Annotated in this window: 13 protein-coding genes; 8 read left to right on the forward strand and 5 right to left on the reverse strand. The window is 70.3% G+C overall.

Translation table 11 applies throughout. From position 1 onward, the window contains the following. Positions 1–174: 174 nt before the first annotated feature. Positions 175–1,545: an MFS transporter gene (locus BCF44_RS39235; protein ID WP_246016066.1), complete on the reverse strand. Its 1,371-nt coding sequence runs from the start codon at positions 1,543–1,545 to the stop codon at positions 175–177. 80 nt (positions 1,546–1,625) lie between these two features. Here BCF44_RS39235 and BCF44_RS39240 point away from each other — a divergent pair, with 80 nt between their 5' ends. From BCF44_RS39240 to BCF44_RS39275, 8 genes are all read left to right on the forward strand, one after another. After that, entirely contained in the window at positions 1,626–2,099 is a 474-nt protein-coding gene (locus tag BCF44_RS39240; RefSeq protein ID WP_116179568.1) for a MarR family winged helix-turn-helix transcriptional regulator, read from the forward strand. Positions 2,100–2,166: 67 nt separating this feature from the next. After that, positions 2,167–3,444: an SAM-dependent methyltransferase gene (locus BCF44_RS39245; RefSeq protein WP_116179569.1), complete on the forward strand. Its 1,278-nt coding sequence runs from the start codon at positions 2,167–2,169 to the stop codon at positions 3,442–3,444. A 56-nt stretch (positions 3,445–3,500) separates the two neighbouring features. Next, positions 3,501–4,223 (forward strand): DUF1295 domain-containing protein, encoded by a 723-nt coding sequence (locus tag BCF44_RS39250; RefSeq protein WP_116179690.1) that lies wholly within the window; start codon positions 3,501–3,503, stop codon positions 4,221–4,223. Next, a complete protein-coding gene (locus BCF44_RS39255) occupies positions 4,220–4,669 on the forward strand; it encodes a peroxiredoxin (protein ID WP_116179570.1) in 450 nt (149 codons plus the stop codon). The genes BCF44_RS39250 and BCF44_RS39255 overlap by 4 nt, the downstream gene beginning before the upstream one ends. A gap of 115 nt (positions 4,670–4,784) precedes the next feature. Continuing rightward, the gene (locus tag BCF44_RS39260) at positions 4,785–5,249 is read left to right on the forward strand and encodes a hypothetical protein (RefSeq protein ID WP_116179571.1); all 465 of its coding nucleotides are present in this window, start codon (positions 4,785–4,787) and stop codon (positions 5,247–5,249) included. A 6-nt stretch (positions 5,250–5,255) separates the two neighbouring features. Next, positions 5,256–7,349, forward strand: coding sequence for a (Fe-S)-binding protein (locus tag BCF44_RS39265; protein ID WP_116179572.1), 2,094 nt, complete (start codon positions 5,256–5,258; stop codon positions 7,347–7,349). 117 nt (positions 7,350–7,466) lie between these two features. Next, positions 7,467–8,234: an NPP1 family protein gene (locus BCF44_RS39270; protein WP_116179691.1), complete on the forward strand. Its 768-nt coding sequence runs from the start codon at positions 7,467–7,469 to the stop codon at positions 8,232–8,234. Between the two features lie 97 nt (positions 8,235–8,331). After that, positions 8,332–8,817, forward strand: coding sequence for a DUF6630 family protein (locus BCF44_RS39275; RefSeq protein WP_116179573.1), 486 nt, complete (start codon positions 8,332–8,334; stop codon positions 8,815–8,817). 12 nt (positions 8,818–8,829) lie between these two features. Here the strand turns inward: BCF44_RS39275 and BCF44_RS39280 are convergent, their stop codons facing one another. The 4 genes from BCF44_RS39280 to BCF44_RS39295 all read right to left on the reverse strand — a co-directional run bounded on the left by BCF44_RS39280 (position 8,830) and on the right by BCF44_RS39295 (position 12,200). Further along, on the reverse strand, positions 8,830–9,789 hold the full coding sequence (locus BCF44_RS39280) for a methyltransferase (protein WP_116179574.1): 960 nt from the start codon (positions 9,787–9,789) through the stop codon (positions 8,830–8,832). A gap of 91 nt (positions 9,790–9,880) precedes the next feature. Next, positions 9,881–10,426, reverse strand: coding sequence for a M15 family metallopeptidase (locus tag BCF44_RS39285; RefSeq protein ID WP_116179575.1), 546 nt, complete (start codon positions 10,424–10,426; stop codon positions 9,881–9,883). Between the two features lie 101 nt (positions 10,427–10,527). Further along, on the reverse strand, positions 10,528–11,343 hold the full coding sequence (locus BCF44_RS39290; protein WP_116179692.1) for an RNA polymerase sigma factor: 816 nt from the start codon (positions 11,341–11,343) through the stop codon (positions 10,528–10,530). Beyond that, on the reverse strand, positions 11,340–12,200 hold the full coding sequence (locus tag BCF44_RS39295; protein ID WP_116179576.1) for a haloalkane dehalogenase: 861 nt from the start codon (positions 12,198–12,200) through the stop codon (positions 11,340–11,342). Before BCF44_RS39295 ends, BCF44_RS39290 begins: the two co-directional genes overlap by 4 nt. Positions 12,201–12,292: the final 92 nt, after the last annotated feature.

A 12,292-nucleotide genomic window follows, 5' to 3' on the forward strand; every position in this document is an offset into this window, starting at 1 on the left:
TGGGTTTGGTGTGTGTCGCGGTTCCGTTGGCGGCGCTGTTGGAAGCAGTTCCGCAGGCGGAGGAGGCGACAAGCACGAGTGCACACCCGGCTACGGCGACGACGGTCCGCATCCGCATTGCCTCCACTACGCTTGGCTGAGATGCGGTAGTTCACCGCGTGAGCGGCACACGAGTCAAGCTGGCTGTCGCCGGGAAACAATTGCCAGTCCGAGCGCGGCGACAAGTAACACGATCATGGCCGCGACCGGGCCGACACCGTGCAGCGCAAGCGTCACCGACGCGACACCGAGCGTGGTGCCCAGGCCCCGCGCCATGTTGACCAGACCGCCGCCGACGCCCGAGCAGGCCGCCGGGATCGCTCCCATCACGGTGGCGTTGTTCGCGGGCGTGAACAGGCCCAGCCCGATCCCCAGGCCGGCCAACGAGATCGACAGCACCGGATCCGTCAATGGCAGCAGACACAACGGGATCAGCGCGGCCACACAGAGCAGGCCGCCGGCCAGCGCGCCGAATCGATCAGATTTGGTCCGATCCGGCCAGCGGCTGCCCCCGAACGTCGCAGCCAGCGCGAAGCCGGCCGGCAGGCTGGTGAGCACGAATCCCGCCCGCACAACGGAACCCCCGAGTACCGGTACGAGCACGAGCGGGCCGAAGAGCACCAGATATCCGAGCATCGCGGCGACCAGACCACTTGCGATCACCCGGTCCCGCAACAAATTCAGATCGATCATCGGTTCGGGGGCCGTCCGCTGCCGGAGAACGAATCCGACGCCGGCCGCCACCGCCACGAAGAAAAGGGTTACTACGGCCCACCATGGGATGTCCAAACCGGACAGAGCGGATAGGGCGAGCAACAGTGCGGTCGAAGAACTGCCCAAAAGTGCCACGCCCGGCCAGTCGACCGTACGCAATTCGGTCCGCTGACGGGTGCGCGGCAACAAATACCGGCCGGCCGCGATGGCCGACAGTCCGATCGGGACGTTCACCCAGAACACCCACTGCCACCCCACGCCGGCCACCAGCACGCCGCCCAGCGTCGGCCCGAGCGCGAGCCCGATCGCCTGCGCCGCCGCCTGCACCCCGAGCGCCGCGCGCAGCGACCGCCGCGGCGAGCTCGTCGTCACGAGGGCGACGCTGTTGGCCTGGAGCATGGCGGCGCCGACGGCCTGCACCACCCGCAGGCCGACCAGCAGCGGCAGCGAGTCGGCGAAGCCGCAGGCGGCCGACGCCACCGTGAAGACGCCGAAGCCGTAGAGGTAGACGAGTTTGCGGCCGACCGAGTCGGCGAGCCGACCGACCGGCACCAGCAGGGCGACCAGGGTGAGCAGGTAGCTCAGCGACACCCACTGCACGCCGGCCAGCGACGCGTCGAACTGCCTGCTCAGGGCCGGGAACGTCAGGGTCACGATGCTGGCGTCGAGCTGCCCCATGAACGCGCCGAGGCAGACGGCGGCGACGGCCAGCCAGTGCGCGTGCGGCCAGCGGGCGACGACCCGGGGACGGGCCGGTTCGACGCCGAGACGGCGCAGCAGCACGGTGTCCACACGCCAACTTTATCTCGGTCACCGACATAATCGGTGACCGACAAGTATGGCGGTCATCACCACCTGGCTACGCTTAGGGGATGTCGCAGGTCACGCCCGAGCACGACGCCCCGTCGAGCGTCAACGACGCCCGCACCCTCACCGAGGTGGTCACGAGATTGCGCCGTGCCCTGCGCACCAGCATCCGGACCGACTACCCCTGGGAAGCGCTGCCGATGGCCCAGGTCGAGCTGCTGATGGCGCTGGCCGACCACGCCCCGGCCAAGATCGGCCAGCTGGCCTCGCTGCAGCGGCTCGCGCCCAATACCGTCAGCGGGCTGGTCCAGCAGCTGGTCGAGGGCGGCCTGGCCGTCCGCGACAGCGACCCGTCCGACCGCCGGGTGGCCCGGGTGTCGCTCACCGACGCCGGCCGGCAGCAGCTGTCCGAGTGGCAGCAGGCGCACGAGCGCCGCATCTCCGCCGCGCTGGACAAGCTCCCGCCGCAGGCCCGGGCGGCCGTCGCCGACGCGCTGCCGGCGCTGAACCTGCTCGTCGACCACCTCGTCACGCCCTGACCCGAACCGAGCCGCCGGTCGCGCGCGAACACGTGCCGTGACGGTTGTCGTGCAGAAGGACTCCCCAGTGAGCGTCGCCCAGACCCTGGCCGCCCTGGTGCGGCGGTTCCTCGGCGTGGACCTGCCCGTGGGGCTGCGGGCGTGGGACGGCAGCGTGGCCGGCCCCGCCGGCGCGCCGATGGTGGTGATCAGGTCGCGGCGGGCGCTGCGGCGCCTGCTGTGGGACCCCAACGAACTGGGACTGGCCCGCGCATTCGTCGCCGGCGACATCGACGTCGAGGGCGATCTGAAGGAGGGCCTGGCCCGGTTCTGGGGCCTCGCCCGCCGCGAGAACCTCGGCAAGGTGAAACTGACCGCCGCCGACCGGCTGCATGCCGTCGGCCAGGCCCTGAAGCTGGGCGTGATCGGTCCCCGGCCGGAGCCGCCGCCCGAGGAGGCGCGGCTGTCCGGGGCCGAGCACACCAAGTCCCGGGACCGGGACGCCATCGCCCACCACTACGACCTGTCCAACGACTTCTACCGGACCCTGCTCGACCCGAACATGGCGTATTCCTGCGGGTACTGGACGTCGGACGCGCCGGACTACACCGTCGAGGACGCGCAGCGGGACAAGCTGGATCTCATCTGCCGGAAGCTCGACCTCAAACCCGGCATGCGGCTGCTGGACGTCGGCTGCGGCTGGGGCTCGCTGATCCTGCACGCCGCCACGCACTACGGGGTGCACGCGACCGGCGTGACGCTGGCGGCGCAGCAGCGCCAGTTCATCGAGCAGCGGATCGCCGAACGCGGCCTCACCGAACTGGTCGAAGTCCGGCTTCAGGACTACCGCGAGATTCCCGACGCCGGTTTCGACGCCATCGGGACCGTCGAGATGGGCGAACACGTCGGCCTCGGCAACTACCCGACGTACGCGGCACAGCTGTTCCGCCTGCTCAAGCCCGAGGGCCGGCTGCTGCTCCAGCAGATGTCCCGGGTGGCGACCGCGCCGAAGGCGTCCGGCGGCGGCGCGTTCATCGAGCGCTACGTGGCCCCCGACATGCACATGCGGCCGGTCGGCGAGACCATCGCCATGCTGGAGCGGGCCGGCCTGGAGGTTCGGGACGTGCAGGCGATGCGCGAGCACTACGTCTGGACCGTCGACGCCTGGGCGCGGACCCTGGAGGAAAGCGCGGCCGAGCTGACCGCGCTGGTCGGCGAGGGGCAACTCCGGGTGTGGCGGCTGTACCTCGCCGGCGGCTCGCTGGCGTTCCAGGAGAACCGCATGGGCGTGGACCAGATCCTCGCCGTGCGGCCAACGGTGTCCGGCGCGAGCGGGATGCCCCGGACCCGGGAGGTCCCCGCGTGAACCTGGTCGGTCTGCTGGCCAACCTGGGCATCACCGCCGCCGCCGTGCTGGTGGTCATGCTCGTCGCGCTGGGCGTGGCCGTGGCGCGCGGCCGTCACGACGGCGTGGACACCGTGTGGGGCCTCGGCTTCGCGGTGATCGCCGTCGTGGGGCTTGTCGTGTCGGGCTCGGGCTGGCTGGTGACGGCGCTGACCGTGATCTGGGGCCTGCGGTTGGCGATCCACATCCAGCTCCGCAACGGCCGCCGTCCGGAGGACCCGCGCTACGTGGCGCTGATGAAGAAGGCCACCGGCAACCCGCACCTGTACGCGTTCCGCAAGATCTACCTGGTCCAGGGCGTGATCATGTGGTTCGTGTCCTGGCCCGTGCAGGCGGCCCAGTACGAGACGGGCGGCGCCGGCCTCCTGACCTGGCTGGGCGCGGCGGTGTGGCTCGTGGGCATCGTGTTCGAGGCCGTCGGCGACTGGCAGCTGGCCCGGTTCAAGGCCGACCCGGCGAACCAGGGCCGGATCATGGACCGGGGCCTGTGGCGGTACACCCGGCACCCCAACTACTTCGGCGACGCCACCGTGTGGTGGGGTCTGTACTTGATCGCCTGCCAGCACTGGCTCGGCGCGCTGACGGTGCTCTCCCCGCTGGTCATGACCTTCTTCCTGACCAGGGGCACCGGCAAGGCGCTGACCGAGCGGGCGATGGGGGGCCGGCCCGGTTACGCCGAGTACGTGCGGCGGACCAGCGGCTTCCTCCCGTTGCCGCCGAAACCGGAAGGAACCCGATGAACAACGGCGACCTGGTCGCGGACTTCGAGCTGCCCGACGACCACGGCCGGCCCCGGCGGCTGTCCGAATTCCTGGCCAAGGGGCCGGTCGTGCTGTTCTTCTACCCTGCGGCGATGACCGGCGGCTGCACCGCGGAGAGCTGCCACTTCCGGGACCTCGGGGCCGAGTTCGAGGCCGTCGGCGCGCAGCGGCTGGGCATCTCCCCCGACGCCGTCGGCAAGCAGCGCGAGTTCTCGGCGATGAACTCGTTCGACTATCCGCTGCTGTCCGACGTCGACGGCGTGGTCGCCACCCAGTTCGGGGTGCGCCGCAGGTTCGGACCGCTGCTCACCCGGCGGCAGACCTTCGTCATCGGCGCCGACGGCCGGCTGGTCACGTCGATCAAGAGCGAGCTGCGGATGGCCGTGCACGCGGACAAGGCACTGGAGGCTCTGCGGGCCCTCTGACCAGCGGTTTACCCCTTCCGGCGCAACGGCGCGGCCGATCGGCCGCGCCGGCTTACGATCATCGCCATACCAATGGAAGTAGCGCGGAACCGAACTCACCAGTAACCTCCGCCTTGTGGCCTTGATCACAACGGCGTTCTCGGCACGGCGGGGCTTCCGGCACCCGTGCGTCTACTGCGGACTGCCCGTGCTCGTCGACGACGTCGGCGACCTGCATCCGGGCCACGTCGTCGTGGACTACCACGACGACGCCACCCGTCGCCCGACCGGCCATGTGGGGACCGGTCGCGGCCTGCCCGACCTGGTGCTGCTGCACAAGTTCTGCAACGAGCACCTGTTCCCCGACTGCGGGGTCGCGCTGCGCCGCGCGCACCTGGGCTGGGCCACTGAGCAATTCGACCTGGGCACGGTCGACTCGGGCTCGGCCGCCTCCCTCAGCCACTACGACCAGCTCGGCCTGCACAGCGCCCCCTGGCGCGGCTTCGAGCTGTACCAGCGGCACTGGCGGGTGCGGAAGATGCGCTACGCGTGCAAGGCATGCCGGTACTACGCCGGCTGGTTTCAATCCGAGTGGAGCTGAGCACTGGTGATCGTTCGTCTCGTCCTCGGCCTGCTGATCACCGTTGTGGGGCTGGCGATCGCCGGCCGCCGGGTGCTCTGGCTGGCCGCCCTCATCCGCTCCGGGCAGCCGGCCTCCGGCCGCACGGACCGGCTCGGCGCGCGGGCCGCCGCCCAACTGCGCGAGGTGTTCGGCCAGCGCAAGCTGCTGAAGTGGTCGGTGCCCGGCGTCGCTCACTTCTTCACCTTCTGGGGCTTCCTCATCCTGGCCTTCACCATCGTCGAGGCGTGGGGCGCGCTGTTCGACCGCGACTTCGCCTTCTGGTGGTTCGGCACCCAGCCCTGGCTCGGTTTCCTCGAGGACTTCTTCACCGTCGCGGTGCTCCTCGCGCTGGCGACCTTCGCGGTGATCCGGGTCCGCAACGCGCCCGAGCGCAAGGAGCGCGCCTCCCGGTTCTACGGCTCGCACACCGGCCCGGCCTGGCTGGTGCTGGCGATGATCGCCGGCGTGATGGTGACGCTGCTGCTGTACCGGGCCGGGCAGTACAACACCGGCCACTTCCCGTTCGACCACAGCGGCTGGCCGTTCGCCACCTGGCTGCTCGCGCACGCGCTGGCCCCGCTCGGCACGACCGTCAACGCCGTGATCGAGACGGTGTTCCTGCTCGGCAACATCGCCGTGATCACGGGCTTCCTGGTGCTGGTCGTGCACTCCAAGCACCTGCACATCGCCCTGGCGCCGCTGAACGTGACGGCCAAGCGGCTGCCGGACGCCCTCGGCCCGCTGCTGCCGGTGGAGTCCGGCGGCAAGCCGGTGGACTTCACCGATCCCGCCGACGACGACATCTTCGGTCGCGGCAAGATCGAGGACTTCACCTGGAAGGGCATGCTCGACTTCGCCACCTGCACCGAGTGCGGGCGGTGCCAGTCCCAGTGCCCGGCCTGGAACACCGGGAAGCCGTTGTCCCCCAAGATGGTCATCATGGACCTGCGGGACCACCTGTTCGACCGCGCGCCGTACGTGATGGGACAGCGGGAAGGCGAGCCGGTGCCGCTGGTCGCCGAGGGCGGCGTGATCGAGCCGGACGTGCTGTGGTCGTGCACCACCTGCGGCGCGTGCGTCGAGCAGTGCCCGGTGGACATCGAGCACGTGGACCACATCGTGGACATGCGCCGCTACCAGGTGATGATCGAGTCGGAGTTCCCGACCGAGCTCGGCGCGCTGTTCCGGGGCCTGGAGAACAAGGGCAATCCCTGGGGTCAGAACAACAACGCCCGGATGGACTGGGCCAAGGACCTCGACTTCGAGGTGCCGGTGATCTCCGGCGAGCTGCCCGACGACGTCGAGTGGCTGTTCTGGGTCGGCTGCGCCGGCGCGTTCGACGACAAGGCCCGCGCCACCGTGCAGGCCACCGCCGAGCTGCTGCACATCGCCGGCGTGAACTACGGCGTGCTGGGCAACCGGGAGCGCTGCACCGGCGACCCGGCCCGCCGCTCCGGCAACGAGTTCCTGTTCCAGATGCTGGCGCAGGAGACCGCCGGGCTGCTCAACGAGACGTTCGGAGAGCGTGAACCCGGCCGTCGCAAGATCGTCACCACCTGTCCGCACTGCATGAACACCCTGGGCCGGGAGTACCCGCAGCTGGACGGCAACTACGAGGTCGTGCACCACACGCAGCTGCTGAACCGGCTCGTCCGGGAGAAGAAGCTCACGCCGATCCAGCCGGCCGGCAGCGCCGGGCAGTCCATCACCTTCCACGACCCGTGCTACCTGGGCCGGCACAACAAGGTCTACGAGCCGCCGCGCGAGGTCGCCGGCGCCGCCGGGGCCGCGTTGACGGAGATGCCCCGCCACGCCGACCGCTCGATGTGCTGCGGCGCCGGCGGCGCGCGGATGTGGATGGAGGAGCGGATCGGCAAGCGCATCAACCTGGAGCGCGTGGACGAGGCGCTGGCCACCGGCGCCGAGACCATCGCGACGGCGTGCCCGTTCTGCCGCGTGATGATCAGTGACGGGCTGGTGCAGCGCCAGAGCGAGGACATCGGTGCGAACGTGTCCGTCCGGGACGTGTCCCAGCTCCTGCTCGACGCCGTGCACCGGCAGCGGGACAGCATCGCCTGATTTGACGTGACGTGAACTCCCCTGAAACACAGGGGAGTTCACGTCGCTCGTCTTGATCGACCCTGCCGATCTCGGTCATAGTTCTCCCGCCGCCGCCCGATGCACCACGAGGAGTGGATGTTGCGCACCCTGTCCGCGCTCGCGACGGCGTCGGCCGTCGCGGTGCTGGCCTTGTCCCTGCCGATCCCCGCCGAAGCCGCCATCCTCACCCCGCTGCCGCAGAACGCGGACGGGTGGGAGCAGAGCTTCTCCCCCGCCTACGACTACGACGGCGACGGCTGCTACGCCACCGCCGCCATCGACCCGAACGGCAACCTCAACCCCGAGCTCAAGCTCGGCGGCGACGTCAACGGGCACTGCCACGACCCGGCCCAGTTGCAGAACTCCAACACCTACTCGCGGGAGCTCTGCAACAACGGCTGGTGCGCGGTGATGTACGCCAGCTACTTCGAGAAGGACCAGGCCACCCTCGGGCCGCTCGCCATCGGGCACACCCACGACTGGGAGCACGTGGTCGTCTGGATCAACATCGCCGAGAACCAGGTCGACTACGTCTCCACCTCGCAGCACAGCACGTGGAAGTGGTACCCGCGCTCGCAGGTCCGCTTCGACGGCACCCACCCCAAGGTCGTCTACCACAAGGACGGCGCCAGCACGCACTTCTTCCGGCTCGCCAACAACAACGACGAGCCGGCCGAGAACTACACGCACAACTGGTTCTACCCGCCGCTGGTCGGGTGGAACGGCTATCCGTCGCAGGCCCTGAAGGACAAGCTGATGACGGCGAACTTCGGCGAGGCCACCATCAAGATCAACGACGGCAACTTCGCCTACGGTCTCGCGCACTCGGAGCCGCCGGGCATCCCGTTCAACCCCAACGGCTGAGCCCGTCCCACCGAAACCCCGACCCGCGAGCGGGCCGGGGTTTCCCTGTGGTCGCTCCCCGCCGCGTGCCCGACAGCCAACCTCTAACCTGCACGCCATGACCGAGAGAGACGCGTTACTCGCGGTGGCGACGCTGCTCGCGCCCGCCCACGCCGACGTCGCCGAGCGGACCCTGAGCGCCCATGACGATCCCGAGGCCTTCCTCGCCGAGCACGCCGACCGCCTCGACGATCGCGGCATCGACGAGGCGATCCCCGACCTGGCGTGGATCGCGCTGGTCGACGCGCTGGACGACCACCGCCTGCTCGCCGAGATCGACTGGCACGAGGACCCGCAGGAGATCGTCGCCCAGCTGCGTCGGCTGGACTCCGCCCCGGACGCGCCGGAGGTATGGGTGGATGAGGACCTGCCGACGTACGAGTTCTGCCAGTCCCTCGGGTCCCGGCTGCGGGCGGCCGGCACCACGTTGGCGGCGTTGGACATCGAGTCCGACTGCTACCCGCTCGTGCTGCTGCCCAACGGCGACGCCGACACCCTGGTCGCCCTCGCTTCCACCGCCGGCTTCAAGGCGTTCACCTTCTGACGATCTGTCCCGTTAGGACACCCGCCGGAACTCCAGCAGGCAGCGCTCATCGCTCACATCGGTGACGGTGACGAGGGCCAGCCCGTGGGCGGCGGCGAGGGTTTCGAACTCCTCGACCCGTCGCTCACGGCCGGCGAAGATCACGAACATGGCCAGGTCGAACGCCGTCGTGGACATGCGGCCCCGGACGGCTTCCAGGATCAGCACGCGGCCGTCCGGGGCGGCGGCCTCGGCGCAGCGGGCCAGTATCCGGTGCGCGTGGTCGTCGTCCCAGTCGTGCAGGATGTCGGCCAGCAGGTACGCCTGCGCGCCGGCCGGGAGCGGGTCGAAGAAGCTGCCCTCGACAGCCTCGGCGCGGCTGTCGAGGCCGCGTTCCGCGAAGCGCTTGTTCGCCGCGGCGGCCGTCGGTTCGAGCTCGACCACCTTGCCGGTCGTCTTCTCGTTGGCGTCAAGGATCGCCGCGAGGACCGTGCCGTTGCCGCCGCCGACGTCCACGATGCTGGCGAAGCGGCCCCAGTCGTAGTTGGCGACGATCGGCGGGAGCGTCTGTTGGAACCGCTGGACCATCTGCTGGTCGAACTGCTCGCGGAGGTCGCGGTTCCGGTCGAGGTCCGTCCAGAAGTCCGCGCCGAAGTGCCTGGCATAGCCGGGTTCGCCGGTCGTCACGCTGTGCCGGAGCTCCACGAACGCCATCTCCGACCGGCCGCCCGCCATGTCCAGGTGCAGGAAGTTCGTCAGCCCGTTGCCGGCGTCCGTGCACAGCGTCTCGCCGAAGTCGGTGGTGTGGAAACCCTCGTCGGTGCTGTCGAGGATGCCCAGCGTGGTCAGGTGGCTCAGCAGCAGCTCCAGCCCCACCGGCGACGCCTCCAGTTCCGTCGCGAGGTGATCCGCCGTTGCCGGCTCTCGCAGCCGATCCGGCAGGCCGAGGGTGACCGCCACTCTGAGCGCCATAGGTGTGGCCAGACCGGCCATCTGTCGAATAGCGGCAACGTTGTCCTGTGTGGTCACGGAGATCAACGGTGCCACGCCCTGTCAACCGGGATTCCGCCCGCACGTGAGTGCGTCAGCGCTGATGATCTACCTGAAACCTACATTCGGTGTGTCCCAGAGCGCGACTCGCGGGGGTTTCGTGGAGGGTGGGGCGGGAGTGGGGCCAGTGTTCGAAGTGCCACCACTCGTTGGCGTAGGTGCGGTAGAGGCCGTAGCGGTGGCCGTGGGTCTCCAGCCACTGGGCGCCTTCCCGGGGACGGATGTCCAGGGCGCGGCCCTGCACGTGGAGCGACTCGGCCGGAGGTAGGACCCACTGGCGCGCGGCCGCCGCGCTGCCGTGTTCCAGCACGGCCTCGTCGAACAGGCGCTGCTGCTCGGCGGCGCTGCGGGCGCCGGAGGTCAGGCCGATCACGATGCCGTGCCGCCAGAGGGCCTCGCACCGGGCCGCGGCGAAGGCGACCCGGGCGCCGGTGTCCAGGCCGGTCAGGTCCTCGTGGGGAAACCGCAGACCCAACGCCCATTCGGCGGCCCGCTCGCGCGGACGCCAGCGCCCGGCGAGCGTGTCCAGCGGCAGCCGCAGCCGCGCCAGGCCGATAGTGGCCAACCGGTAGACGTCCATGGTGGGCCCTCTTTCGGTCGGTGACCGAATGCTAGGAACCCTCGACCCGCCCGGACGTCATCCCAGCCGCTGATCCCGGCGTCATACCAGGGTCTGGTCTTTCACTCCAGCAGCGGAAACGTGCCGGAACGGAGCAACCCCAGGATCGCGTCGGTGCGCTCACGCGGGGCGGCGTAGTCGGGATGCGCCCGCAGCACCGCGGCGGCGTCGTGCAGCTTGTGCATCTGCGCCGCCGCCTCCTGCACGCCACGCCCGTTGACGGCGTGCCCGACGAGCGCCGGCGCGGCCGGGTCGATCCGGCCGACGGACACGGCCTTCTCCACCCGCCGCGCGCACCGGCAGAACCCCTCCGGCGTCACGATGCCGCACGTCGACCCCATGAACGTCCGCAGCCGTTCCCGGGCCCGCTCCAGCCGCTTCCGGTACGCCGCCGGCGAGATGTCCAGCACCCAGGCCGCCTCGGTGGACGTCAGCTCGAAGACGTCGGCGAGCACGAACGCCACCCGCTCCGACCGCTCCAGGCACTGCAACACCGCCTGCGTGCAGGACAGCCGCACCTCGTTCACCAGCAGGTCCGCGTCGGGGCCGGCGTAGTCGGCGTCGGCCAGCCCGTCGGCGAGGTCGTCGCGGAACTCGTCCAGGCTGAGCTCCCTCGCCTCCTGCGGCGTCTTGCGGCGCAGGTTGAGCAGGTAGTTCACGCCGATCCGGTACGCCCAGGTGAGCAGCTTGGCCTCGCCGCGGAACGACGCCAGCCGGGTGATCACCTGGATCAGGATCTCCTGGGTGGCGTCCTCCGCGTCCGCCGGCCGCCACACCATCCGCAACGCCAGGCGGTACAGGGGATCGCGCAGCTCGTGCACGATCTCCCGCAGCGCCTCCTGGTCCCCGTCGACGGCCCGGGCGACGACGTCGCTCATGCCCACAGCCAGGACCCGATCGCCCGGCCCATCGCCTCGGGCTGGTCCTCCGGCGCCTGGTGCCCGCCCGGTCCGAGCGACACCAGCGTCACCGCCGCGAACGTCTCCTTGGCCCACGTCGCCGTCTCCGCCGACCCCATGCCCACTCCCTCTTCGACGGTCATCACCAGCTTCGGCACCTGCGGCGTCGCCGCCAGCCACTCGCCGTAGGCGACCATTCGATCATGCACGTCGGCCGGCTCGCCGTCGAACGGGATCTCCCGCGGCCAGGCCAGCAGCGGACGCCGCGACCGCTCGTCCGGGTACGGCGCGCGGTACACGTCGTGATCGGCCGGCGCCAGCCCCGACTGCACCCCGTGCGGCAGGTTGAACTCGATGAACTGGTTGTCCCGCAGCACCATCTGCTCGCCCTCGGCGGACCGGATGCGCCGGAAGATGTCCTGCCCCAGCGGCGGCATCTCGGCCCAGCTCAGCGGCCGCAGGAAGGTCTCCACCAGCGCCAGCCCGCGCACCCGGTCCGGGTGCCGCCGGGCCCAGTCCATCCCCAGCGCGCCGCCCCAGTCCTGCCCGACGATCACTACGTCGTCCAGGCCCCCGTCACCCAGACCGAGGGCGTCGAACCAGGCGTCCAGGTAGCGGACGTGGTCCACGAACCGGTAGTCGATGTCCGGCTTGCCCGAGTCGCCCATGCCGATCAGGTCCGGCGCGAGGCACCGGGCCCGGTCCGACAGCAGCGGGATCACGTTCCGCCACAGATGGGACGACGTCGGGTTGCCGTGCAGGAACACGATCGTGGTGTCCCCGGCGCCCTCCTCGCGGTACGCCATGACCGAGTCCAAGACCTCGACGGTCTTCATGTGTCCTCCCTCGTTGAACTGCCTTCACCGGGTTGGACACGCGCCCGGGGCCGGCTGTGACATCGGCGTGCGTGAGACCCACGTCACTTGAC

The organism is Kutzneria buriramensis, from assembly GCF_003387475.1.
In the GTDB taxonomy this organism is placed as follows: Bacteria; Actinomycetota; Actinomycetes; order Mycobacteriales; family Pseudonocardiaceae; genus Kutzneria; species Kutzneria buriramensis.

Coding starts and splice junctions, on each gene's coding strand:
- BCF44_RS39240 (WP_116179568.1), top strand. CDS start 1,626: ATGTCGCAGGTCACGCCCGAGCACGACGCCCCGTCGAGCGTCAACGAC.
- BCF44_RS39250 (WP_116179690.1), top strand. CDS start 3,501: ATGCTCGTCGCGCTGGGCGTGGCCGTGGCGCGCGGCCGTCACGACGGC.
- BCF44_RS39255 (WP_116179570.1), top strand. CDS start 4,220: ATGAACAACGGCGACCTGGTCGCGGACTTCGAGCTGCCCGACGACCAC.
- BCF44_RS39270 (WP_116179691.1), top strand. CDS start 7,467: ATGTTGCGCACCCTGTCCGCGCTCGCGACGGCGTCGGCCGTCGCGGTG.
- BCF44_RS39275 (WP_116179573.1), top strand. CDS start 8,332: ATGACCGAGAGAGACGCGTTACTCGCGGTGGCGACGCTGCTCGCGCCC.
- BCF44_RS39280 (WP_116179574.1), bottom strand. CDS start 9,789: ATGGCCGGTCTGGCCACACCTATGGCGCTCAGAGTGGCGGTCACCCTC.
- BCF44_RS39285 (WP_116179575.1), bottom strand. CDS start 10,426: ATGGACGTCTACCGGTTGGCCACTATCGGCCTGGCGCGGCTGCGGCTG.
- BCF44_RS39290 (WP_116179692.1), bottom strand. CDS start 11,343: ATGAGCGACGTCGTCGCCCGGGCCGTCGACGGGGACCAGGAGGCGCTG.
- BCF44_RS39295 (WP_116179576.1), bottom strand. CDS start 12,200: ATGAAGACCGTCGAGGTCTTGGACTCGGTCATGGCGTACCGCGAGGAG.